Here is a 24,252-nt window from a genome sequence, read left to right as displayed (position 1 = left end):
ATCCCGGGACGATCCTCGGGCTCCTCCTTGTTCCGCGGGAAAAAGTCGCCCGCAGGGGGTAGGCGCGTCGCCTCGCGAACGCAGACGATGCAGACGCTTTCGCGCCGTACCCTCACCCCAACCCCTCTCCCGGGGGAGAGGGGCTAGTTCCCGAGCATGCTGCGCCTTTCGCGTTGGGCCTGCGGTCATGCCGCAAATGCGCAGGACCGGGCCAATCCCGACTCCCGAATCCCCAATCCCAATCCCGAAGTGAGCGCCCCAGCGCTCACTCCACCACGTTCTTCGCCTCGCAGGTCGCCAGCAGCTCCGGGTGCTGCACCAGACGCGTGCGGGTCAGCAGCGGATGCAGGAACACCGCGCCCAGGATCACCGCCACGCCGAGGTAGAACAGCCCGGTGAGCTGGCGCTGCTCGTCCAGCAGCACGATCGCGAACACGATCGCGTAGACCGGTTCCAGGTTGGTGACCAGTTGCACCGCGTAGGCGCTGAGCCGGCGCAATGCGACCAGGGCCAGGGCGAACGGCAGCAGCGTGCACAGCAGCGCCAGCGCCAGCAGCAGCGCGGTGTCGTGCAGGCTGGGCAGCACCAGCAAGGGGCCGCTCAACGCTGGCAACACGAAGGGCAGCAACGGCGCCAGCGCGGTCAGGGTGAGGGTGCCGGCGCCCAGTTCCAGCGCGGTCACGGTCAGCGGATCGGCATGGTCGACCAGGCGCTTGTTGAGCGAGCCGAAGGCCGCCACCAGCAGCGCCGACACCGCGCCGACGGCCACGCCGGCGCGCATCCCGTGCGGTACCCCGCCGACCACCAGGGCCACGCCCGGCAGCACCGCCAGGCCGAAGGCCAGTTCGCTGGGGCGGAACGGCCGTTTCGCCACCCAGGGTTCGATCACCGCGGTGAACACCGGCGCCAGCGCGATGCAGGTCGCCGCGACCGAGGCGTTGGCCAGCTTGATCGCGCCGTAGAAGGTCAGCCAGTGCAGGCCGACCAGGGCGCCGACCACCGCGTAGCCGAGCGCCAGTTTCGGCGTCAGTGCCGCCAGGCCGCGCCACACCCGCGGCAGCAGCGCCAGCGCGGCCACCACCATCAGCATCCGCCACCACACCAGCGGCAGCGCGGGCAGGGTGATCAGCTTGCCGAGAATCGCGGTGATTCCCCACAGCAGGACGCAGAAATGGATTTGCAGCTGGGCTTTGGTGGTGGGGTGCATCGGCATCCGCGTATTGTCGCGCAAAGCGCGCCGCCACGGTCGCGGATCGCCACACGGATCAGGCGTCTGGCGCCGGCGGCGACGCGGTCCGCGCCATCCTGCGCGCATAGGCGGCGGTGAGCGGCGGCACCAGCAGCGCCGTCACCACCACCGAAGTCGCCACCAGCGCGGTCGCGGCCGGCGCGGTGGCGCGGAACTGCGGCGCCACCGCCGCCACCAGCGCCGGCGTGGCGACCGCCGCGCCGGCGGTGCTGGAGGCGGCGAGGCCGGCGCTGCCGTTGCCGCCGGCCAGCCAGCGATCGGCCAGCAGCAGCGGGATCCCGGTCGCCACGATCACCAGCAGGCCCAGCGCGACGCCGGCCACGCCGGCATGGGCGACCATGCGCAGGTCCAGGGTATTGCCCAGGGCGAAGGCGAAGAACGGGATCAGCGCCGGCACCGCCCGCGCGAACAGGGCGCGCAGCGCCGGGTCCAGATTGCCGAGCGCGAAACCGGCCAGCAGCGGCAGCACCGCGCCGAGCAGCAGCCGCGGCTCGAAGCGGGCGACGCCGGCGGTGCCGAGGATCAGCATGGTCACCAGCGGGCCGGATTCCAGCGACATCAGCGCCATCGCGCCGGCCTCGCCGCGACGGCCGTACTGCTGCATGAGCGCGGCGAACAGGCCGGCATTGGTCATGTCCATCGCCGCGACCAGCGCCAGCACCGACATCCCGCTCCAGATGCCGGAGACGATGCCGCCCGGCGGCAACAGTCGCGCGGCGATCACCGCGGTCAGCCACGCCACCGCGATCTTGGTCAGCACCAGCACACCGGAGGCACGCAACACGCGGCCGCCGCTGCGCAGCCGGATCGAGGCGCCCAGGCAGAAGCACCACACCGCCAGGATCGGCACCAGCCCGCCGATCAGGCCCTGGGTGAAGGAGCCGAACCAGGCGCCGGCCTGCGGCCACAGCGTGTGGCAGAGCGCGCCGAGCAGTAGCGGCGCCAGCATCATGCCGCCGGGAAGACGTTCGAGCGTGTGCTTGATCCGCATCGAGGGACTCCGCGTGTGCAGGCGCGGCCCGCGGCCGCGGCCCGGCGACGGCGCCGGACGGGCGCTGTTGTACCCCAGCGCGGCGACTGCCAGGTGTCGCCGGGTGTGCGCGGTCGAGGCCCGGTTCAGCCGTCTTGCGACTGCGGCGTCGGCGGTCGCGCTTGCGCCGTGCCGGGCGTCGCGTGCGCGTGGCCGAGCGCGTCACGCCTGTGCGGCGGACCCGAGGATCTTCAGCAAGGCCATCGCCGCCGCGGGATTGCGTTCCTTGGCGGCGCTGATGAAGTAGACGAAGACCTCGCGCGGCGTGGTCTTGGCCACGCTCGTGTCGGCGTGCGGCAGCGCCTGCGGATCCTCGCCGCGGCGCCAGGCCTGCGCGTACGCGGCCCAGGTTTTCAGTTCCTTGGGCGGGTAGCCATGGGCGATGTCGGCGCGGCTGCGCATCAGCCGCGCATAGACGAAGTCGGCGCCCAGGTCGGCGAAGGAGGGGAACTCGGGCGAATCGGTGAACACCGTGGCCACGCCGTGCCGGCGGGTCAACTGCAGCAGTTCCGGGCCGATGCAATCGGGATCGCGCACTTCCAGCACGTGGCGCAGCCGGTGTCCGCCCGCCTTGCGCGGCAGCAGGTCCAGGAACGCGGCCAGGTCCTCCAGGTCCAGGCGATGGCCGTGCTCGAACTGCCACAGCAGCGGGCCGAGGCGGTCGCCGAGGCTGGCGATGCCGCCGACGAAATCCTCGATCTGCGTGCCGGCGCCGGCCAGCCGCCGCAATGCGGTGATGCGCTTGGGCGCCTTGGCCGAGAACAGGAAGCCCGGCGGCGTCTCGTCGCGCCAGCGCGCATAGGTCTCCGGCTTCTGCGCACCGTAGTAGGTGCCGTTGATCTCGATGCTGGTGACGTGGCGGCTGGCGTATTCCAGCTCGCTGCGCTGCACCAGGCCCTGCGGATAGAACATGCCGCCGCGCCATGGTGCGTAGGTCCAGCCGCCGATGCCGACACGGATGCCGTCCGGCGCGGCCGGGGCGGAGTCGAAGAGGTCGTTCATGCGGGCGTGTCCGGCGGCGGGCGGGGGGCGATTGTGCCGCAGCGCGGCGTTGCGGGGCGTGGTCGTGGGCGTCAGCGGCCTGGTGGCGTGGCTGGGTGGTGCGCGGCGTGTGCCTGTGCCGCGAGTGTTCGTCGCCTGCGCGATGGCGTGCGCCATGCGTGCGTGCAGGGCGGGGATGGCCGCCAAGCTCCGCTGGCCGCTGCGAGCGGGGTGGATGTTGGCGGTGTCGTCACCCGTCTGGAGCGCGCCTGCACTTAGGGTGTAGCAGCGGCGCGCCTTGGTCCGCCGCAAATGGCCCGGCAGGCTCTACACTCGCCCGGGACGCGCGCGCCAGCGTGCGGCCTTGGTTTCCCTTCTTCAGGAGCGACGCAGTTGAAGAGCATCTCGATGGGCTGCGGCCTGTTGCTGGCGATGAGCGCCACCGTGCAGGCGCAGGCGCCTGTCCCCGCCGCGGCTCCCGCACCGGCGCCGGCCGTACTGCCGCCGGGGCTGCAGGACCTGGACGCGCAGGTGGAGCGCGTGCGCAAGCAGTTCGACGTGCCCGGCATCGCCATCGCCATCGTCAAGGACGGGCAGGTGGTGCTGGAGCGCGGCTACGGCGTACGCGAACTCGGCAAGCCGGAGCCGGTGGATGCGCAGACCCTGTTCGCCATCGCCTCCAATACCAAGGCCTTCACCTCCGCCGCGCTGTCGATCCTGGCCGACGAAGGCAAGCTCAAGCTCGAGGACCGGGTGGTGGACCACCTGCCGTGGTTCCAGATGTCCGACGCCTACGTCACCCGCGAGATGCGCGTGCGCGACCTGCTCAGCCATCGCAGCGGCCTGAGCCTCGGCGCCGGCGACCTGCTGTTCTGGCCGGCCACCAGTTACAGCAACGAGGAGGTGGTGCGGCGCCTGGCGCACGTGCCGCTGAAGGGCGGCTTCCGCGACCGCTACGCCTACGACAACATCCTGTACGCGGTGGCGCAGAAGCTGATCGAGCAGGTCTCCGGACAGAGCTACGCCGAGTTCGTGCGCCAGCGCATCTTCGTGCCGGTGGGCATGACCGGCGCGCGCATCAACAGCGACCACCTGCAGCCCGGCGATGAAGCCGCGGTCGGCCATGCCAAGTTCGACTTCCGCGAGCTGCGCACGGTGGCACCGCTGACCTGGTCCAACAATTCCGGCGCCGGCGGCATCTACGCCAATGTGCACGACATGGCCAAGTGGATGCAGGTGCAGCTCGACGGCGGGCGCCTGCCGTCGGCCGACGGCCAGGCGCGGCAGCTGTTCAGCGCCCAGCGCCAGCAGGAGATGTGGCAGATGATCACGCCGATCGCGGTCTCCGAGCCGAGCGTGCCGGAACTGCTGCCGGCCAAGCCCAACTTCGCCGGCTACGGCGAGGGCTGGAGCCTGAGCGATTACCGCGGCGCCAAGCTGGTCTGGCACACCGGCGGCTGGCCGGGCATGGTCTCGCGGCTGACCCTGGTGCCGGAGCGCAAGCTGGGCGTGATCGTGCTGACCAACCAGGAAGTCGGCGCCGCCTTCAACGCGATCACCCTGCGCGTGCTGGACGCCTACCTGGGCGCGCCGGCGACCGACTGGACCGCCGCCTACGCCAAGGCCGTGGCCAAGGCCGACGCCAGCGCCGACGAGGACTGGGCCAAGCACGTGGCCGCGCGCGACGCCAAGTCCACCCCGTCGCTGCCGCTGTCCGGCTATGCCGGCACCTACCGCGACCCGTGGTACGGCGACGTGGTGGTACGCCAGCAGGGCAAGCGCCTGGAACTGCAGTTCAGCAAGACCGCGCAGCTGGTCGGCACCCTGGAGCACTGGCAGCACGACACCTTCATCGTGCGCTGGCGCGACCGCTCGCTCAACGCCGACGCCTTCCTGAGCTTCGCCCTGACCGCCGACGGCAAGGTGCGCGAGGCGCGCATGCAGGCGATCTCGCCGCTGACCGATTTCAGCTTCGATTTCCAGGACCTGGTGCTGACGCCGGAGTGAGGCCGGGATTCGGGAGTGGGGATTCGGGATTCGTAGGAGCGGCTTCAGCCGCGACCGGGCTTTGCCGAGAAGGCACGGTCGCAGCTGAAGCCGCTCCTACACAGGGGATGCGCAGTGGAGTTGCTTTTCCGAATCCCAAATTCTCAATCTCCAGTTCCGGCTAGACCGCGTCGCGGCTGAAGCCGCTCCTACGGGTGGACGAAGCGCGCACGGAGCCGCTTTTGCGAATCCCAAATCCCAAATCCCAAATCCAAGCGTCACGGCCCGTGACGCCCAATACGCTACCCTGATGCCCCTTTTTTAGCGTGGCGTGGCGATGTTCCGCTGGTTCGAGTCCCTGATCGAGGTCTTCCCGAAGATCGAGACGCAGATGCCGCCGCGCGGGGTGGTGCGCTTCTATCTGCATTACCTGCGTCCGCTGTGGCCGGTCTTGCTGGCCACGCTGCTGGCCGGTCTGGCGCTGGCGCTGGTGGAAGTGGCGATGTTCGACTTCCTCGGCCGCATCGTCGACATGGTCGCCGAGCAGCCGGGGCCGGACTTCTTCCAGCGCCATGCCGGCGAGCTGCTGTGGATGGCGTTCGTCGTGCTGCTGGCGCGGCCGCTGTTCGTGGCCCTGCACAACCTACTGGTGAACCAGGCCATCGTGCCGGGCCTGAGCAACCGCGCGCGCTGGCTGATGCACAACTACGTGGTGCGGCAGAGCCTGGGCTTCTTCCAGAACGACTTCGCCGGGCGCATCGCCAACCGGGTCATGCAGACCGGCACCTCGCTGCGCGAGTCGGCGGTGCAGATGGTCGATGCGCTCTGGTACATCGTGGTCTACACCGGCAGCGCGCTGTACCTGTTCGCCCAGGCCGATCCCTGGCTGATGGCGCCGCTGCTGGTGTGGGTGCTGGCCTACGTGGCGCTGATGGTCTACTTCGTGCCGCGGATGAAGCACCGCGCCTGGATCGCCTCGGACGCGCGCTCCAAGGCGATGGGCCGCATCGTCGACGGCTACACCAACATCGCCACGCTCAAGCTGTTCTCGCATGCCGGGCGCGAGCAGGCCTACGTGCGCGAGGCGATCGACGAGCTGGCGGTCAAGCACCGCGGGCAGACCCGCATGACCACCGCGATGGACAGCGCCATCGCCATCATCAACGGCTTCCTGATCGCGGTGACCTGCGGGCTGGCGCTGTGGCTGTGGAGCCGCGGCCAGATCAGCGTGGGCGCGATCACCCTGGCCACCGGCCTGGTGATCCGCATCCACAACATGTCCGGCTGGATCATGTGGACGGTCAACGGCATCTTCGAGGACATCGGCGCGGTGCAGGACGGCATGGAGACCATCGCGCAGCCGGCGCAGGTGCAGGATCGCGCCGACGCGGTGCCGCTGCGCGTGGAGCGCGGCGAGGTCCGCTTCGAGCACATCCACTTCCACTACGGCAAGCGCGGCGGGGTCATCGCCGGGCTCGACCTGCAGGTGCGCGCGGGCGAGAAGATCGGCCTGGTCGGACCGTCCGGCGCCGGCAAGTCGACCCTGGTCAACGTGCTGCTGCGGCTGTACGACCTGGAGCAGGGCCGCATCCTGATCGACGGCCAGGACATCGCCGGCGTCACCCAGGAGAGCCTGCGCCAGCAGATCGGCCTGGTCACCCAGGACACCTCGCTGCTGCACCGCTCGATCCGCGACAACCTGCTGTACGGCCGCCCCGACGCCAGCGAGGCGCAGCTGCGCGCGGCGGTGGCCAAGGCGCGCGCCGACGAGTTCATCGAGCAATTGCAGGACGGCGAGGGCCAGCGCGGCTACGACGCCCAGGTCGGCGAGCGCGGCGTGAAGCTGTCCGGCGGTCAGCGCCAGCGCATCGCCATCGCCCGCGTGCTGCTCAAGGATGCCCCGATCCTGATCCTGGACGAGGCCACCTCGGCCCTGGATTCGGAAGTGGAAGCGGCGATCCAGGACAGCCTGGACGAACTGATGGCCGGCAAGACGGTGATCGCGATCGCCCACCGACTCTCCACCATCGCGCGGATGGACCGGCTGGTGGTGATGGACCGCGGCGCCATCGTCGAGACCGGCACCCATGCCGAACTGGTCGCCCGCGGCGGGCTGTACGCGCGGCTGTGGGCGCGCCAGACCGGTGGCTTCGTCGCGGCGGACTGAAGCGGCGCGCCATCCAGGATGGCCGGCGACGGCGCGACATCGGTGTCGCGCCGTCAGGGCAGGGCGGCGCCGGGTACGCGCCACGGCATGGTCCGGGGCGGCTCCTGCGCTGTGCGTGTCCGACGCGCATGGCGCCAGCCGACCGTGGTGCTTCCCCTGGACGGCGCACCGCCAGGCGGTGCGGCGCCAACGGCCCGGCAATGCGACAATGCCCGGCTTACCGAGATTCGCCAGACCATGTCCCGATTGCAGTTCGAGCTCCACACCACCGACGGCGCCGCGCGCCGCGGCCGCCTGACCTTCCCGCGCGGGACGGTCGAGACTCCCGCGTTCATGCCGGTGGGTACCTACGGCTCGGTCAAGGGCGTGCTGCCCGAGCAGATTAAGGCGCTGGGCGCGCAGATCATCCTCGGCAACACCTTCCACCTGTACCTGCGTCCGGGCCTGGACGTGATCGGCGACCACGGCGGCCTGCACGGCTTCGCCCGCTGGGATGGGCCGATCCTGACCGATTCCGGCGGCTTCCAGGTGTTCTCGCTGGCGCACCGGCGCAAGATCAGCGAGCAGGGCGTCACCTTCGCCTCGCCGACCGACGGCGCCAAGGTGTTCCTGGGGCCCGAAGAGAGCATGCAGATCCAGCGGGTGCTCGATTCGGACATCGTGATGATCTTCGACGAGTGCACCCCGTATCCGGCCACCGAGGACGTGGCGCGGCGCTCGATGGAGCTGAGCCTGCGCTGGGCGCAGCGCTCGCGCGACGCGCACGACGCGCTGGGCAACGACGCCGCGCTGTTCGGTATCGTCCAGGGCGGCGTGCATGCGGACCTGCGCAGCCGCTCGATCGAGGGCCTGCAGGCGATCGGCTTCGACGGCTACGCGATCGGCGGCCTGGCCGTGGGCGAACCGGAGCACGAGCGCAATGCCATGCTCGAGCACCTGCATCCACGCCTGCCGGGCGACCGCCCGCGCTACCTGATGGGCGTGGGGCGCCCGGAGGACCTGGTCGAGGGCGTGGCCCGCGGCGTGGACATGTTCGACTGCGTGATGCCGACCCGCAACGCGCGCAACGGCCACTATTTCACCTCCTTCGGCACGGTGCGCATCCGCAACGCCAAGTACGAGCGCGACCTCGATCCGATCGAGCCGGGCTGCGGCTGCCATGCCTGCAGCAGCGGCTACACCCGCGCCTACCTGCGCCACCTGGACCGCTGCAACGAGATGCTGGCGCCGATGCTGGGCACCCTGCACAACCTCTGGTACTACCAGAAGCTGATGGCCGACATGCGCGCGGCGATCGCCGCGGGAACCTTTGCCCAGTTCCGGCGGTCCTTCTATGCGGCGCGCGGGGTCGAAGCGACGCCACTCCCGACGGAGCAAGGATAAAGCCCCTCTCCCGTCGGGAGAGGGGTTGGGGTGAGGGTCCGGGCGCAGCCTCGTGTTGTTCGGGAGGGGTTGGGGGTGAGGGTCCGGGCGAAGCCTCGTGCCGTTTGGGAGGGGTCCGGCCACCGCCGAACCCTGGTCCTCTCCCGGACGCAGTCGCCAGGACCCTGTACGCCAGATCGCCATCGCTCGTCGGTGCCGGCCTGCCTTCCCACTGCGCATGGCGCCGTTCCTGCGCCGCAAGGGCAGGGCAGCGGTTCCGGAGGGTGAAGGAAGATCGTGGCATAATCGGCGGCTGCTTGCTGCCGCAAGGCAAACCAGCGGTCCGTGCCCCAGGGCGTCGGGCTGCCCAAACCATAGGACGTACCCGATGAATCCGCTCGATTTCCTGATTCCCGTCGCCCAGGCGCAGACTGCTGGCGGCGCCGCCCCGGCCGGTGGTGGCCTGCAGATGTTCCTGCTGCCCATCATCCTGATCGCGGTGATGTATTTCGTGATGATCCGGCCGCAGATGAAGCGCCAGAAGGAACACAAGTCGATGCTGGACAAGCTCGGCCGCGGCGACGAGGTCATCACCTCCGGCGGCGTGGCCGGTGTGGTCACCGACATCGGCGACAATTTCATCACCATCGAAGTGGCCGACAACGTGCGCATCCGCGTGCAGAAGGGCGCCGTCGGCAATGTCCTGCCGAAGGGCACGCTGAAGTCCGCCTGATCCATTTCTCCTACTGCTAGGCGCGACGCCGGCGTGGCGTCGTGCGGGGTCCCGCAATGCTCGAGTTTCCGCGCTGGAAGTATGTCCTCATCCTGATCGTGCTGGCGTTGAGCGCGTTGTACGCGCTGCCCAACGTGTACCAGAAGGATCCGTCGGTCCAGATCACCGCCAGCCGCGGCGGCAAGATCGACGACGCCCTGCGCGAGCGGGTCCTCGCCGACCTGAAGACGGCCGGGATCACCCCGAAGCTGGTCGACAAGGAAGGCGACAGCCTGATGGTGCGCCTGCCGAACCTGCAGGCGCAGACCCGTGCCAACGACGTGCTGCGCCAGCAGGTGGGCGAGAACTACACGGTGGCGCTGAACCTGGCCTCGACCGTGCCGGACTGGCTGTCGCGCCTCGGCGGCAAGCCGATGGTGCTGGGTCTTGACCTGGTCGGCGGCGTGCACTTCGCCCTGCAGGTCGACCAGAAGGCGGCGCTGGAAAAGCGCCTGGACGCCTTTGCCGAAGACATCCGCACCACGTTGCGCGACAGCCGTCTGGCCTACCGCTCGGTCGAGCGCCGTCCCGACAACAGCATCCAGGTCAGCCTGGGCGAGGGCGTCGATGCCAGCGCCGCGCGCGCGGCCATCGCCAAGGCGCAGCCGACCCTGAGCTACGCCGTGTCCGGGCAGACCATCGCCGTGACCGTGCCCGAGGCCGAGCTGAAGCAGATCGCCGCCGGCGCCATCGAGCAGAACCTGACCACCCTGCGCAACCGCGTCAACCAGCTGGGCGTGGCCGAGCCGATCATCCAGCGCCAGGGCGACGACCGCATCGTGGTCGAGTTGCCGGGCGTGCAGGACACCGCCGAGGCCAAGCGCATGATCGGCGCCACCGCCACGCTGGAGTTCCGCGGCGTGGTCGACGGCAACGCCGAGGACGCGGTGCGCAGCGGCAACATCCCGCCCGACGCCAAGGTCTACCGCCTGCGCGACAGCGGCGCCCCGGTGCTGCTGAGCAAGCGCGTGCTGGTGTCCGGCGACCAGATGGTCAACGCCACCGTCAGCACCGACCAGAACGGCATGCCGGCCGTGGCGGTCACGCTCAACAACGCCGCCGGCCAGCGCATGTTCGACTACACCAGCGCCAATACCGGCAAGCTGATGTCGGTGGTCTACATCGAGCGCATCCCCACCGTGACCATGGTCGACGGCAAGGAAGTGCGCAGCGTGCGCGTCAACGAGGAGGCGCTGGCGCCGACCCGTATCGCCGGCGTGTTCGGCAAGAACTTCCAGACCACCGGCCTGGAGAAGACCGAGGCCGAGAACCTGGCCAAGCTGCTGCGTGCCGGTTCGCTGGCGGCGCCGATGGACTTCGTCGAGGAGTACGTGATCGGCCCGAGCCTGGGTGCGGAGAACGTCGAGCGGGGCATCACCGCCGTGGTCTACGCGTTCCTGTTCACCCTGGTGTTCTTCAGCGTGTACTACCGCATGTTCGGCCTGATCACCTCGGTCGCGCTGCTGATGAACCTGCTGATCGTGGTCTCGGTGATGTCGCTGTTCGGCGCCACCATGACCTTGCCCGGCTTCGCCGGCCTGGCGCTGTCGGTAGGCCTGTCGGTGGACGCCAACGTGCTGATCAACGAGCGTATCCGCGAAGAGCTGCGCCTGGGCGTGCCGCCCAAGTCGGCGATCGCGGCCGGTTACGAGAAGGCCGGCGGCACCATCCTCGACGCCAACCTCACCGGCCTGATCGTCGGCGTGGCGCTGTACGCGTTCGGTACCGGCCCGCTGAAGGGCTTCGCGCTGACCATGATCATCGGCATCTTCGCCTCGATGTTCACCGCGATCACCGTGTCGCGCGCGCTGGCGGTGCTGATCTACGGCCGTCGCAAGAAGATCAAGTCCGTGGCCATCTGAGCCACGCACGCCACCTTCCGCACGTCCCCGCGCCGACAGGCGCGGGGTCCAAAAAAACGCAGAGCGGTCTCCAATGAAAATCTTCCCGCTTCACCTGATCCCCAACGACACCAAGATCGACTTCATGCGCTGGCGGCACCCGACCCTGGTGCTGATGCTGGTGCTGGCGCTGGCCTCGTTCGCGGTGATCTTCGCCAAGGGCTTCAACTACGCGCTGGAGTTCACCGGCGGCGCGCTGGTGCAGACCAGCTTCCAGAAGCCGGTCGACGTGGACCAGGTGCGCGAGCAGCTGGCCAAGGCCGGCTTCGAGAATGCGCAGGTGCAGAACGTCGGCAGCGGCAACGAGGTGGTGATCCGCCTGCAGCCGCAGGGCGAGCACAACAACGAGGACATCACCAAGAACCTGGCCGAGCAGGTGCGCAAGGCGGTGAGCACGCCGCAGAACCCGGCCACGGTCAAGCCGGGCGAGTTCGTCGGCCCGCAGGTCGGCAAGGACCTGGCCTTGAACGGCGTCTACGCCACGGTGTTCATGCTGGTCGGCTTCCTGATCTACATCGCCTTCCGCTTCGAGTGGAAGTTCGCGGTGGTGGCCAGCCTGACCGCGCTGTTCGACCTGTTGGTGACGGTGGCCTACGTGTCGGTCACCGGCCGCGAGTTCGACCTGACCGTGCTGGCCGGCCTGCTGTCGGTGATGGGCTTTGCGATCAACGACATCATCGTGGTGTTCGACCGCGTGCGCGAGAACTTCCGCAGCCTGCGCGTGGAGCCGATCGAGGTGCTGAACCGGTCGATCAACCAGACCCTGTCGCGTACGGTGATCACTGCGGTGATGTTCTTCCTGTCGGCGCTGGCGCTGTACCTGTACGGCGGCGAGTCGATGGAAGGCCTGGCGCTGACCCACATGATTGGCGCGGTGGTGGTGGTGGTGTCCTCGGTGATCGTGGCGGTGCCGCTGCTGTCGATCGGGCCGTTCCAGGTCACCAAGCAGGATCTGCTGCCGAAGTCGAAGGACGTCGAGGCGCTGGCGCGTAGGCCCTGATGGGGCTGGGAGTGGGGATTGGGGAGTGGGGGTTCGCAAAGGCGTGATTTCCTGGGCCTGAAACAGTTCCTCCTGCGAACAAAAAAGCCGCGCGGATGCGCGGCTTTTTCTTTGTGCGGACGCTGGGTGCGTCGGGTGGGTGCAGCGCGCGTCCGTTTGCGGTAGGAGCGGCTTTAGCCGCGATGCTTTGCCGGTAACGCGTCGCGGCTGAAGCCGCTCCTACGGCGACGTCGGCCGGGTTGCCGTGTGTGGGACGGGGCCGTCAATGACGGCCCCTCCCTCCGTGGCGTGCGTGCCGTACGGCGCGTCCGTGCTACGCCGCGTTGGCGTTGGCGTTGGCGGTGGCGCGGGCCACCAGTTGCGCCACCATCGGATAGGTCTCGCTGCGCACCTGGAACTGGCCGACGATGTCCACCAGGTCGCCGGCCTGCTGTTCCATTGCGCGCGCGGCGGCGGTGGCTTCCTCGACCAGGGCGGCGTTCTGTTGGGTGGTCTCGTCCATCTGGGTGACGGTGTGGTTGACCTGCTCGATGCCGGCCGACTGCTCCTGCGAGGCGGCGGCGATTTCGCCCATGATGTCGGTCACGCGCTGCACCGAGGCCACGATGTCCTGCATCGTCGTGCCGGCCTGGGCCACCAGCACCGAACCCGCGCTCACGCGCTCGACCGAGTCGTCGATCAGCGTCTTGATCTCCTTGGCCGCGCTGGCCGAGCGCTGGGCGAGGGTGCGGACCTCGCTGGCGACCACGGCGAAACCGCGGCCCTGTTCGCCGGCGCGCGCCGCTTCCACGGCCGCGTTCAAGGCGAGGATATTGGTCTGGAAGGCGATGCCGTCGATGACGCCGATGATGTCGGCGATCTTCTTCGAGGCCGCCTCGATGCCGTCCATGGTGGTGACGACCTGTCCGACCACCGTGCCGCCCTGCGAGGCCACGGAGGCCGCGCCGGCGGCGAGCTGGTTGGCCTGGCGCGCATGCTCGGCGTTCTGCTTCACCGTGGCGGTCAGCTCTTCCATCGACGCGGCGGTTTCTTCCAGGCTGGCGGCCTGCTGCTCGGTGCGGCGCGACAGGTCGTCGTTGCCGCTGGCGATCTCGCCCGCGGCGGTGTCGATGCTGGCCGCGGCCTGCTGGATGCGGCCGACCATGTCGGTCAGCTGCGCGACGGTGGCGTTGGCGTCGTCGCGCATCCGCGCGAACACGCCGTGGAAATCGCCCTGCATGGTCTGGGTCAGGTCGCCAGCGGCGATCGCGCGCAACAGCTGCGACAGCGCCGCCAGGTTGCTCTCGGTGCCGGTCATCATCGTGTTGAGGTTGGCGACCATGCCGCGGAAGGCGTGTTGGAAGCGCTGCTCCTCGCCGCGGCGGGAGAAATCGCCCTGCGCGGCGGCGCGCACCAGCAGGTCGATCTCGTGGTTGATCGCGCCGAGGTTGCGCTTCACCTTGGCCATGGTTTCGGTGAGGATCGCCATCTCGCCCGGGAACTGTTCCAGGTCGCGGCTCAGATCTCCTTCGGCGTATTCGCCCATCAGCGTGATCAGCCGCTGCTTGACCGAAATGTGGCTGTTCACCAACGCATTGGTGTCGCGCACCATGCGCCCGTAGTCACCGGGGAAGCGCGCCTCGTCCATGCGGAAGCTGATCTGGCCGGCGGCATGCTGCCTGGCCATCTCGGTCTGCGCCTGGATCACCGTGCGCAGTTCCTCCTGCATCTGCCGCATGTCGTTGAGCAGCGACGGCGCCTGCGAGCGCAGCCGCACTTCCTGCGACAGGTCGCCGCTGGCGATGCGGCGCACCACGTCGGCCGCGTAGGTGGGCTCGCCGCCGAGCTGGCGCATCAGACTGTTGCGGACCAGCAGGCCGAGCAGGATGGCGGCGACGATACCGATCAGCATGCCGCCAAGGCTGGTCCACTCGCCGGACTGCGCGCGTGCCTCGCTCTCGGCCTTGCGCACCTGCAGCAGGGCGCGTTCGGCGTTCTCGTACTGGCCGATCGTGTCGCGCAACCCGTCCATCTGCTGCTTGCCGACGCTGCGGAACGCGTCCAACTGGGCGTCGTCGCTGTCGGCGGCGGTGGCGCGCATGTGCTCCACCGCCTTGCGCTTGGTCGCCATGAACTGCGTGTAGTCCTGCATCAGGGTCTGCAGGCGCGCCTGCTGCGCCGCGTTGTCCGCAGTCAGCTGCTTGGACTCCTGCCACTGTGCGCTGAACTCGCGTTCGCCGAGTTCGAGTGGCGCCAGGTAGGACGGATCGCGGGTCAGGGCGAAGCCGCGCGCACCGCTCTCGATGTTGAGCAGGCTCACCAGCATGCGGTCGCCGAGGGTGATGACCTTGTAGGTGTGCGCGTCCAGCGCTGCCGCGCTGGTGAACTTGCGGAAGCCGATCAGGCTGGTGATGCCGACCAGCAATAACATGGCGATCACGCCGCAGAAGCCGATTGCCAGGCGCTTGGTGACGGTGAGATGATGGAAGGACACGCGAGATCTCCGGAAGATGCGAGAGAGCGGCGCTACCGGCTCCATTGCCGCAGGGACGGCAATGCAGGCGCGGATCAGCGGGGGAAGTTCGGGCAAAGGCCCGCATCGATATCGGCCGCGTTTCTTGGATCTTTAGGGCTGCGTTCGCCGATTGCGTCGGGCGCATCGCACATGCCGTTTTGCCTGCACGTAGCGCGTCGTGTGCCGTTTTCTACGCAAGCGCCGATCAAGCAGAAGTGAAGCGCGCAGCGTCCAATGCGTGAGTGCGGCGTGACGGCAAAACGGCCCATGCGCGCTGCGTTCGACGGGATTTCCTGGATGGCGGCTCCTCTGCGCGAGGCCAGGAGGATGCTGCGAAAGGACCTGTGCGGAGGTCGTGCGCCGGCCCGATCGGCGGATGACGGACATAAAAAAGCCGCGCAAGTGCGCGGCTTTTCCGTTGTTGCGATGTCGCTGCGCCGGCGTGCGCCGGTCGCCTCGCTCAGAACTTCGCGTCGAACTCCCCGGCGAAGCCGGTATTGACGATCAGCTTCTGCAGCGCATCGCCGACCTTGAGGTTGCCGGCGACCACCTGGAACTGCTGCGGGCCGCGGTCGTCGATGCGGCCGAGGGTGCCACCCTTGAAGTCGGTGACGCGGCCACCGGCCTCGCGCACCAGCAGCACGCCGGCGGCGATGTCCCAGGCCTTCACCCCGGCTTCGAAGTAGGCGTCGCTGCGGCCGCAGGCGACATAGGCCAGATCCAGTGCCGCCGAACCGGTGCGACGGATGTCCTCGGCCTGCACCAGCAGCGCATCCACGCACTTGAGCTGGGGGCTGGTGCGCTTGCGCTCGCGCGGCGCGAAGCCGGTGTGGACCATGGCGCCGTTGAGTTCCTTGCGCTCGCTGACGCGGATGCGGCGGTCGTTGAGCACCGCGCCGTTGCCGCGGCTGGCGGTGAACAGTTCGTTGCGCAGCGGGTCGAAGATCACCGCGTCGACCGGCTCGCCGTTCTCGACCAGGGCAATCGACACGCAGTAGTGCGGGAAGCCGCGCAGGTAGTTGCTGGTGCCGTCGAGGGGGTCGATCACCCACATGTAGCGGCCGCCGCCCTGCACGCCGCCTTCCTCGCCCATCACGCCGTAGTCGGGGTAGGCGCGGCGCAGCTCCTTGACGATCACCTTTTCCGCATCGGCATCGACTTCGCTGGCGTAGTCCATGCGGTCCTTCTGCACCACGTTCAGTGCTTCCAGGCGGTTGATGTGGCGCAACAGCACGTTGCCGGCGAGGCGGGCGGCCTTGACCATGACGGTGACGGCGGGTTTTTGCATGGCAAGCGCTCCCGAGAAGGCGGAGGTGGGTCTGGAGGAGGAAAAGAGCAGTCCGGCGCCAAGGCCGGCCGCACAGTTTACCATCTACGCCCCCGTTCGCTTCGCCTGCCGTGCCGCCATGACCGATTCCCTCCGTATCCGCTTCGTCCTGGTCGGGACCCAGCACCCCGGCAACATCGGCGCGGCAGCGCGCGCGATGAAGACCATGGGGCTGTCGCGGCTGGTGCTGGTGGCGCCGGAATGCGAGCTGGATACCGAGGCCTACCGGCGTTCTGCCGGGGCTGAGGACCTGTTGCAGCAGGCGCCGGTGCTGCCGGCGCTGGCCGACGCGGTGGCCGATTGCCGGCTGGTGCTGGGCTGCACCGCGCGCAGCCGCCGCGTGTCGCTGGAGGAGTTGCTGCCGGCGGATGCCGCGCAGCGCCTGACCGCGACCAGCGCCGAACCGGCGGAAGTGGCGCTGGTGTTCGGGCGCGAACGCACCGGCCTGACCAACGAGGAACTGCAGCTGTGCCATGCGGCCGTGCATATTCCCTCCGATCCGGCGTTCAGTTCGCTCAATCTGGCCGCGGCGGTGCAGGTGCTGGCCTACGAACTGCGCCTGGCGCAGTTGCGCGGCGCCGAGCCTGCGCCTGCGCCGGCACCGGGGTTCCGCGAGGCGCCGGCCAGCCACGCACAGGTGGAAGGGCTGTTCGGGCAGTTGGCCGAGACCCTGGACGAGATCGACTTCCACAAGGGCCGCGCCCCGGATTCGGCGATGCGCAAGTTGCGCCGGCTGTTCCTGCGCACCGAGCTGACCGAGCAGGAAGTGCGCCTGTTGCGCGGCGTGCTGTCCGATGCGCAGCGCATGGCGCGACTCGCCGGACAGGCCGGAAACTGAGGCCAGGCAAGGCGCGAAGGCGCCCGTTGCGGCGCGCGTGCCGACGCGTGCGCCCCGGGCGGACTGCATCGGTGGCAGGCGCCATTCTGTGACGCTGTCACCGGCATGCGCTTTCGGCTAGGCTTTGCAAGGTCTACTTGGGGATCGTGGTTTGTCCAGTTCGCGTTGGCGGGTGGTCGTGGTGTGGCTGGCGCTGGCGATCTGCTGGCCCGCGTCCGTGCACGCGCGGCCCTCGGTCCTGGTGCTGGGGCGCATCAGCGACAATCCCAAGGCCCATTACGAGCAACTCAAGCCGCTGCTGGACTACGTGGTGCCGCGCATGCGCGAGGTCGGCATCACCTCCGGGCAGATCCTGATGGCCCGCGACAGCCAGCAGATGAGCAGTTACTTGCGTCGTGGCCGGGTCGACTGGGTCACCGAGACCGCTGCCACCGCGATGGCGCTGGAACAGCGCGGTGGCGCCAAGCCGCTGCTGCTGACCGAGCGCAACGGCGTGCGCCAGTACCACACCGTATTCTTCGTGCGCAATGACGCGCCGGTGCACGACCTGTCGGATCTGCGGGGGCGTACGCTGGCGCTGCAGAGCACGCTGTCCACCAGCGCCTACCTGGTGCCGATGATGACGCTGTTCGAGCGCGGCCTGCATCCGGAGATCCTGCTTTCGACCAAGGACCAGCCCTCGGCGGAGACGGTCGGTTACGTGTTCGCGCGCTCGGAACTCAACATCGCCGCCTTCGTGCACAAGCACCTGGTGGATGCCGGGGCGTTCAGCAGTCTCGACTGGGATGACGATCGCCGCATTCCGCCGGCGTTCCGTCGCGACTTCCGGGTGATCTACCGCAGCGAACCGTATCCGCGCGCGGTGGAGATGGTGCGCAGCGATCTGCCCACGGACGTGGAGACGCGCCTGCGCGAGGTGCTGCTGCACGCCGCCGACGATCCGCAGGGGCGCGCGGCGCTGCGCCAGTTCTTCGGGACCTCCGGTTTCTACCCGATCGATCCGGCGTCGCAGAAACGCCTGGATACCCTGCGCGCCGGCGTGGCGCGGGTGAGGCTGGAAGTGGAATGAAGACCATGCGTTTCGGGTTGCAGGCCAGGTTCCTGCTGGCCATGGGCGTGGCTGCACTGTTGGTGATGGCGATCCTGGGCCTGCTGCTGGAGCGCCAGGCGGCGATGCAGCGCGAGGTGCGCACGCTCAGCGGCAATGCCATCCACAGCCTGTTCGACAGCAGCATGCGCACCCGCGGCGAATCGCTGGCGCGGCAACTGGCCGATTCGCTGGCCAACCCGGTGTACTACTCCGACCTGGATGCGATCGGCACGCAGGTGCGTGGGGCGCTGGGCTATGTGGCGGTGGCCTACGTGCTGGTCTACGACGCCGACGGGCGGCTGATCCACGACGGCAGCAAGGACCTGGTGGGCTACGGACAGCGCATGCGCGGGCCGATGGCCGACGCCGCGATCCGCGCCAAAGGCCTGCTGGCGCAGGAGTCGCCGGAGTTCCTCGACGTGTCGATGCCGATCATGATCGGCGACCAGCGCGTGGGCGGGGTGCGGGTGGGCATGTCCTGGGCACGCGCGCAGGAGTACGAGCGCAAGGCCGGGCAGAACCTGGACCAGCGCCTGGGCGCACTGGGCAAGCGCCATCTCGGCTGGCTGCTGCTGTTGCTGGCCGCCCTCGGCCTGACCGCGGCGATGGTGACGGTCTACGTGCAGCGCACGCTGGTGGCGCCGCTGCGTTGGATGGCGGCGGCCGCACGCCAGATCGAGGCCGGCAACTATGCGGTGGAGCGCCGCGACAGCGGCCGCCACGACGAGGTCAGCGAACTGCTGCGCGCGTTCGGGCGGATGAGCGAAGCGATCGCCCGGCACGACCGCGACGTGCGCCACATGGCCTACACCGATGCGTTGACCGGGCTGACCAACCGGCTCGCGTTCCGCGAGGCGCTGGACCATCGCATGCTGTCGGCGCGCGCCTCGCAGCGCAGGCTGGCGCTGCTGTTCGCCGACATCGACGATTTCAAGCGGATCAACGACACCCTGGGCCACGAGGCCGGCGACGAGGCGCTGCTGCAGTTCGCGCGGCGCATCCAGCTGGCGGTGGAGCAACTGGGCGGCGACGATGCGCTGCTGGCACGTTTCGGCGGCGACGAGTTCGTGATCCTGGTGGAGGACGCGCAGGCGGCCAAGGTCGCCACCGCGCTGGCGCAGCGGCTGGTGCAGGAACTGCGCGAACCGCTGCGGATCCAGGGCCGCGAGGTGTTCATGGGCACCTCGATCGGCATCACCGTCTACCCGGGCGATGCCGAGGACGCCTCGGCGCTGCTGAAGAACGGCGACATCGCCATGTACCAGGCCAAGCTGGCCGGCAAGAACTGCCACCGCTTCTACAGCCGCGCGATGGACTATGCGGTGGAGCGGCGCGTGCACATGGAGCACGAACTGCGCGGCGCCTGGGAACGCGACGAACTGAAGCTGGCCTACCAGCCGATCTTCCGCACCCAGGACCGGCGCATGGTCGGCGTCGAGGTGCTGCTGCGCTGGCAGCATCCGGCGATGGGCACGATCTCGCCGACGGTGTTCATCGACGTGGCCGAGCAGAGCGGGCTGATCGAAAGCATCGGCCCCAAGGTGCTGCGCGCGGCCTGCAGCGAGGCCACCCAGTGGCGGCGCGCCGACGGCAGCCGCGACCTGTTCGTTTCGGTGAATGTCTCGCCGCGGCAGTTGCGCAGTGGCGATCTGCCCGAAGTGGTGGCCGAATGCCTGCGCGAGTCCGGGCTGCCGGCGGCGCAATTGCATCTGGAACTGACCGAAACCGCGGTGATCGGCGACGAGCTGCAGGCGGCGAGCATGCTGGCGCGGCTGCATCGCACCGGGGTCAAGGTCTGGCTGGACGACTTCGGTACCGGCTTCTCCGGCCTGAGCCATCTGCGCCAGGTGCCGGTGGACGGGGTCAAGATCGACAAGAGTTTCGTCGCCGACCTGCAGCGCGACCCGGACGATCTGGCGCTGACCACGGCGATCATCGCCATGGCGCATTCGCTGGACATCACCGTGGTCGCCGAAGGCATCGAGCAGGAGACCCAGTTCGAGCTGCTGCGCGAGCGCGGCTGCGAACTGGGGCAGGGCTTCTGGCTCAGCCGCCCGCTCAGCGCGGAGGAATTCCGCCAGTTGCTCGCCAACGAGGACGCACCGCCCGCCAGCGTGTGATCGCCGCTGCGGCGCGTGGCCGGCGTGCGCCGTGCCTGCGGCGGTCCCGGCCAGGCGGGTCAGGGCAGCAGCGGGCGCTTGCCGCTGTCGCCGGGAATCTCGCGCACCAGTTTCGGTACCAGGTAACCGGACAGGCGTGCGGCCAGCGCCTGGTGCAGGGCCAGCGCGGTGGCATCGTCCACTTCGAAATGGGCCACGCCCTGCACCCGATCCAGTTGATGCAGGTAGTAGGGCAGCACGCCGGCGGCAAAGCTGCGCTCGCTCAGCGCGGCCAGCGCTTCGACGCTGTCGTTGACCCCGCGCAGCAGCACCGCCTGGTTGAGCAGGTGCGCGCCGGCCTCGCGCAGGCGCGCCAGTGCGGCATCCACGCCGGCATCGAATTCGTTGGCGTGGTTGGCGTGGATCACGAATGCCAGCGGCCACGGCAGCGTGCGCAGCCAGGCCAGCAACGGCGCATCGACGCGCTCGGGCAGCACCACCGGCAGGCGGCTGTGGATGCGCAGGCGCTTGAGCTGCGGCAGCGACGCCAGCGCATCGGTGAGTTCGGCCAGCTTCGGTGTGGCCAGCGACAGCGGATCGCCGCCGGACAGGATCACTTCCTCGATGCTGGGGTCGGCGGCGATCGCCGCCACCGCCGTGCGCCAGCCATCGCGCGCGGCGGTCTCGTCGGCATAGGGAAAGTGCCGGCGGAAGCAGTAGCGGCAGTGCACCGCGCAACTGCCGGTGGCCACCAGCAGCGCGCGGCCGCGGTACTTGTGGATCACGCCGTCGGCCTTCTTGGCCGCGGTGTCGCCGACCGCATCCAGGGCGAAGCCGGCGACCAGGCGCTGCTCGTCGTCGATCGGCAGCACCTGGCGCAGCAGCGGATCGTGCGGATCGCCCCCGCGCATGCGCGCGACGAAGCTGCGCGGCACGCGCAGCGCGAATTGCGTCGCAGCCTGTTCGGAGACGCCCAGCGCCTGCGGATCCAGGTCCAGCAGGGCCAGCAGCTCGCGCGGATCGCGCACGGCGTCGCGCCAGGCCTGCTGCCAGCGCGGCGGCGCGGCGGCGGGCAGGGGCGGGGACGGCTGCATCGGGCGGGGGGCTGCGGTTATCATAGGCGGTCATCACACGAGCGCCCGCCGTTGCGGCGGAGCTTCCATTCTATCCGGCCGGCCGCCGAACGCGGCGGGTTTGCCTTACCCGAGGAGTTTCAGATGGCCAGCTACGGCATGAACGACGTCAAGAACGGGATGAAGATCCTGGTCAACAGCGAGCCTGCGATCATCACCGATACCGAATACGTCAAGCCCGGCAAGGGCCAGGCGTTCACCCGCGTCAAGTACCGCTTCATCAAGTCCGGGCGCGTGGTCGAAATGACCATGAAGGCGACCGACAGCGTGGAAGCGGCCGACGTGGTCGACACCGACATGCAGTACCTGTACAGCGACGGCGAGTACTGGCACTTCATGCAGCAGGAAACCTTCGAGCAGGTGCAGGCCGACAAGGCCGGCGTCGGCGACGCCGCCAAGTGGATCAAAGGCGAGGAGGATTGCGTGGTGACGCTGTGGAACGGCACGCCGATCCAGGTCACCCCGCCGAACTTCGTCGAACTGAAGATCGTCGAGACCGACCCGGGCGTGCGCGGCGATACCTCCGGCGGCGGCGGCAAGCCGGCGACCCTGGAGACCGGCGCGGTGGTGCGCGTGCCGCTGTTCGTCGGCCAGGAAGAAGTGATCCGCGTCGATACGCGTTCGGGCGAATACGTTTCGCGCGTCAAGTAAGTCGGCATGCCCGCGGCCGCAGCCGGCCGCGGGCATGCGCACGCGCTGGCGTGCGGCGGCCAGGCAGCGCCATGCGCCGGATCGCCGTGCGGCGGTGATGGACCACCTCGCTCCCAGGAAACGCCCGTGACGACCAGCCACGCCGACAGCGCCGACAGCAAGTACCCGCACGACCGCGTCGTGTTCTTCAGCGATGCGGTCTTCGCCATCGCCATCACCCTGCTGGCGGTGGAAATCAAGGTGCCCGGACACGCCGAGGTCGCGGCGGCCGGCGGCATCCTCGCCGCCCTGCACCGGATGCTGCCGCTGTTCATCGGCTTCGCGGTCAGCTTCCTGGTCACCGCGCTGTTCTGGAAGTCGCACCTGCAGCTGTGCCGGCACATCCGCCAGTTCGACGACCGGCTGATCTGGCTCAACGTGCTGCAGCTGCTGCTGATCGGCCTGCTGCCGTTCTCCACCGCGCTGTACTCGGACTATTTCGGCAACCACGAAGCGTTCGCGGTGTACTGCGCGCACCTGGCCGCGATCGGCCTGGCCGGGTACTGGCTGCATGCCTATGCGGTGCGCAAGGAAGGCCTGGCGCAGCGGCTGGGTCCGTTGCAGGCGCAGGCGATGAAGCTGCGCGCGGCGGTCTCGCCGGTGGTGTTCGCGTTATGCATCCCCGTGGGCATGGTCGCGCCGTGGCTGGGCCGCTTCGGCTTCCTGGCAGTCTTTTTGCTGCAGTGGGTAGTGATGCGCGTATACCAGCGGCGCATCCTCCAGGCACAGGCGGCGCCGGCACCCGCATCCGCACCGTGATCCTTCCCTTTTCAGAGCATCTGCGATGACCTCCATACCCGAATCCTGCGACCTGCTGATCGAAGCCGGCTACGTGGTCCCGATCGAGCCGCATGCGGTGGTGCTGGAAGACCACGCGGTGGCGGTGCGCGGCAGCGAGATCGTGGCGGTGCTGCCGACCGCCGAGGCGCGTACGCGCTTCGCCCCCGCGCGCACCGTCTCGCGCCCGGACGCGGCGCTGCTGCCGGGCCTGGTCAACGCGCATACGCACAACCCGATGACGCTGCTGCGCGGCATCGCCGACGACCTGCCGCTGATGGTGTGGCTGCAGCAGCACATCTGGCCGGTGGAAACCGCGGTGATCGGCCCGGAGTTCGTCGCCGACGGCACCGCGCTGGCGATCGCCGAGATGCTGCGCGGCGGCACCACCTGCGCCAACGAGAACTACTTCTTCGCCGACGTGCAGGCCGCCGTGTACAAGCAGCACGGTTTCCGCGCCCGCGTCGGCACGGTGATCATCGATTTCCCGACCGCCTGGGCCAAGACCTCCGACGAATACTTCGCCCGCGCCTGCGAGGTGCACGACCAGTGGCGCGACGATCCGCTGGTCGGCATCGCCTTCGCCCCGCATGCGCCGTACACGGTCAACGACGCCAACTTCGAGCGGGTGCGGATGCTGTCCGACCAGCTCGAGGTGCCGGTGCACCTGCACACCCACGAGACCGCGCAGGAAATCGCCGATTCGCTCAAGCAGTACGGGCAGCGTCCGCTGGCGCGGCTGGACCGTTTGGGCCTGGTCAACGACCGCCTGATCGCGGTGCACATGACCCAGCTCACCGACGCCGAGATCCACCTGTGCGCCGAGCGCGGGGTCAGCGTGGTGCATTGCCCCGAATCCAACCTCAAGCTCGCCTCCGGGTTCTGCCCGGCCTGCGCGCTGCAGCGTGCGGGCGTGAACCTGGCGATCGGCACCGACGGCTGCGCCAGCAACAACGACCTGGACATGTTCAGCGAGAACCGCACCGCGGCGATCCTGGCCAAGGCGGTGGCCAGCGACGCCACCGCGCTGGACGCGGCCAGCACGCTGCGCGCGGCCACCCTGGGCGGCGCGCGCGCGCTGGGCTTCGGCGAGACGATCGGCTCGATCGAGCCGGGCAAGCAGGCCGACCTGATCTGCGTGGACCTGTCGGCGCTGGAGACCCAGCCGCTGCACAACGTGCTGTCGCAACTGGTGTACGCCACCGGCCGGCAGCAGGTCAGCGACGTGTGGATCGCCGGCCAGCCCAAGCTGAGCCAGCGCGTGCTGGTGGACATGGATGTCGATGCGCTGGTCGCCAATGCGCGGCAGTGGCGCGAACGTATCCGCAGCGTCCACGCCTGATCCGCTATGTTCGC

18 protein-coding genes are annotated in these 24,252 nt (G+C 69.2%); 12 read left to right on the top strand and 6 right to left on the bottom strand.

All coding sequences use genetic code 11. The annotated features are described in order from the left end of the window. Window positions 1–265 precede the first annotated feature (265 nt). The 3 genes from PIQ37_RS15855 to PIQ37_RS15845 all read right to left on the bottom strand — a co-directional run bounded on the left by PIQ37_RS15855 (window position 266) and on the right by PIQ37_RS15845 (window position 3,281). A complete protein-coding gene (locus PIQ37_RS15855) occupies window positions 266–1,213 on the bottom strand; it encodes a DMT family transporter (protein WP_342074185.1) in 948 nt (315 codons plus the stop codon). Window positions 1,214–1,265: 52 nt separating this feature from the next. Continuing rightward, a complete protein-coding gene (locus PIQ37_RS15850; RefSeq protein ID WP_342074184.1) occupies window positions 1,266–2,240 on the bottom strand; it encodes a 2-keto-3-deoxygluconate permease in 975 nt (324 codons plus the stop codon). Between the two features lie 201 nt (window positions 2,241–2,441). Next, window positions 2,442–3,281 carry a DUF72 domain-containing protein gene (locus tag PIQ37_RS15845; RefSeq protein ID WP_342074183.1) on the bottom strand — a complete coding sequence of 280 codons (840 nt, stop codon included), beginning with the start codon at window positions 3,279–3,281 and terminating at the stop codon, window positions 2,442–2,444. Between the two features lie 372 nt (window positions 3,282–3,653). On the opposite strand from PIQ37_RS15845, the gene PIQ37_RS15840 reads away from it, so the two are divergent. The 6 genes from PIQ37_RS15840 to secF all read left to right on the top strand — a co-directional run bounded on the left by PIQ37_RS15840 (window position 3,654) and on the right by secF (window position 12,448). Then, window positions 3,654–5,267 carry a serine hydrolase gene (locus PIQ37_RS15840; RefSeq protein WP_342074182.1) on the top strand — a complete coding sequence of 538 codons (1,614 nt, stop codon included), beginning with the start codon at window positions 3,654–3,656 and terminating at the stop codon, window positions 5,265–5,267. A gap of 316 nt (window positions 5,268–5,583) precedes the next feature. After that, window positions 5,584–7,413 carry an ABC transporter ATP-binding protein gene (locus PIQ37_RS15835; protein WP_342074181.1) on the top strand — a complete coding sequence of 610 codons (1,830 nt, stop codon included), beginning with the start codon at window positions 5,584–5,586 and terminating at the stop codon, window positions 7,411–7,413. Between the two features lie 237 nt (window positions 7,414–7,650). Continuing rightward, window positions 7,651–8,796 (top strand): tRNA guanosine(34) transglycosylase Tgt, encoded by a 1,146-nt coding sequence (gene tgt, locus PIQ37_RS15830; protein ID WP_342074180.1) that lies wholly within the window; start codon window positions 7,651–7,653, stop codon window positions 8,794–8,796. Window positions 8,797–9,163: 367 nt separating this feature from the next. Further along, window positions 9,164–9,508, top strand: a complete 345-nt coding sequence (yajC, locus tag PIQ37_RS15825) for a preprotein translocase subunit YajC (RefSeq protein ID WP_017910689.1) — start codon at window positions 9,164–9,166, stop codon at window positions 9,506–9,508. Window positions 9,509–9,564: 56 nt separating this feature from the next. Then, complete coding sequence (gene secD, locus PIQ37_RS15820; protein WP_017910688.1) at window positions 9,565–11,409, top strand: protein translocase subunit SecD; 1,845 nt, start codon at window positions 9,565–9,567, stop codon at window positions 11,407–11,409. Between the two features lie 73 nt (window positions 11,410–11,482). Continuing rightward, window positions 11,483–12,448, top strand: a complete 966-nt coding sequence (gene secF / locus PIQ37_RS15815; RefSeq protein ID WP_017910687.1) for a protein translocase subunit SecF — start codon at window positions 11,483–11,485, stop codon at window positions 12,446–12,448. 313 nt (window positions 12,449–12,761) lie between these two features. Here secF and PIQ37_RS15810 read toward each other — a convergent pair whose 3' ends face one another. Together PIQ37_RS15810 and PIQ37_RS15805 are read right to left on the bottom strand one after the other, a co-directional pair. Then, window positions 12,762–14,921 carry a methyl-accepting chemotaxis protein gene (locus PIQ37_RS15810; RefSeq protein ID WP_342074179.1) on the bottom strand — a complete coding sequence of 720 codons (2,160 nt, stop codon included), beginning with the start codon at window positions 14,919–14,921 and terminating at the stop codon, window positions 12,762–12,764. Window positions 14,922–15,402: 481 nt separating this feature from the next. Continuing rightward, the gene (locus PIQ37_RS15805) at window positions 15,403–16,230 is read right to left on the bottom strand and encodes an inositol monophosphatase family protein (protein ID WP_342074178.1); all 828 of its coding nucleotides are present in this window, start codon (window positions 16,228–16,230) and stop codon (window positions 15,403–15,405) included. A 118-nt stretch (window positions 16,231–16,348) separates the two neighbouring features. Here PIQ37_RS15805 and PIQ37_RS15800 point away from each other — a divergent pair, with 118 nt between their 5' ends. The 3 genes from PIQ37_RS15800 to PIQ37_RS15790 all read left to right on the top strand — a co-directional run bounded on the left by PIQ37_RS15800 (window position 16,349) and on the right by PIQ37_RS15790 (window position 20,317). Beyond that, window positions 16,349–17,107, top strand: coding sequence for an RNA methyltransferase (locus tag PIQ37_RS15800; RefSeq protein ID WP_342074177.1), 759 nt, complete (start codon window positions 16,349–16,351; stop codon window positions 17,105–17,107). Window positions 17,108–17,258: 151 nt separating this feature from the next. Beyond that, entirely contained in the window at window positions 17,259–18,176 is a 918-nt protein-coding gene (locus PIQ37_RS15795; protein WP_455570446.1) for a phosphate/phosphite/phosphonate ABC transporter substrate-binding protein, read from the top strand. Further along, entirely contained in the window at window positions 18,173–20,317 is a 2,145-nt protein-coding gene (locus PIQ37_RS15790) for a putative bifunctional diguanylate cyclase/phosphodiesterase (RefSeq protein ID WP_342074176.1), read from the top strand. Before PIQ37_RS15795 ends, PIQ37_RS15790 begins: the two co-directional genes overlap by 4 nt. Window positions 20,318–20,376: 59 nt before the next feature. Here the strand turns inward: PIQ37_RS15790 and epmB are convergent, their stop codons facing one another. Further along, the gene (gene epmB / locus PIQ37_RS15785; protein WP_342074175.1) at window positions 20,377–21,414 is read right to left on the bottom strand and encodes an EF-P beta-lysylation protein EpmB; all 1,038 of its coding nucleotides are present in this window, start codon (window positions 21,412–21,414) and stop codon (window positions 20,377–20,379) included. Between the two features lie 99 nt (window positions 21,415–21,513). Here epmB and efp point away from each other — a divergent pair, with 99 nt between their 5' ends. The 3 genes from efp (at window position 21,514) to PIQ37_RS15770 (ending at window position 24,238) form a co-directional block, all read left to right on the top strand. Next, the gene (gene efp, locus PIQ37_RS15780) at window positions 21,514–22,080 is read left to right on the top strand and encodes an elongation factor P (protein WP_010343528.1); all 567 of its coding nucleotides are present in this window, start codon (window positions 21,514–21,516) and stop codon (window positions 22,078–22,080) included. Between the two features lie 126 nt (window positions 22,081–22,206). Then, window positions 22,207–22,878, top strand: a complete 672-nt coding sequence (locus tag PIQ37_RS15775) for a TMEM175 family protein (protein ID WP_342074174.1) — start codon at window positions 22,207–22,209, stop codon at window positions 22,876–22,878. A gap of 25 nt (window positions 22,879–22,903) precedes the next feature. Continuing rightward, the gene (locus PIQ37_RS15770; RefSeq protein WP_342074173.1) at window positions 22,904–24,238 is read left to right on the top strand and encodes a TRZ/ATZ family hydrolase; all 1,335 of its coding nucleotides are present in this window, start codon (window positions 22,904–22,906) and stop codon (window positions 24,236–24,238) included. Window positions 24,239–24,252: the final 14 nt, after the last annotated feature.

It is taken from the genome of Xanthomonas protegens, assembly GCF_038442435.1.
Lineage (GTDB): Bacteria > Pseudomonadota > Gammaproteobacteria > Xanthomonadales > Xanthomonadaceae > Xanthomonas_A > Xanthomonas_A sontii.
This window is presented reverse-complemented; position numbering and strand designations above follow the sequence as displayed.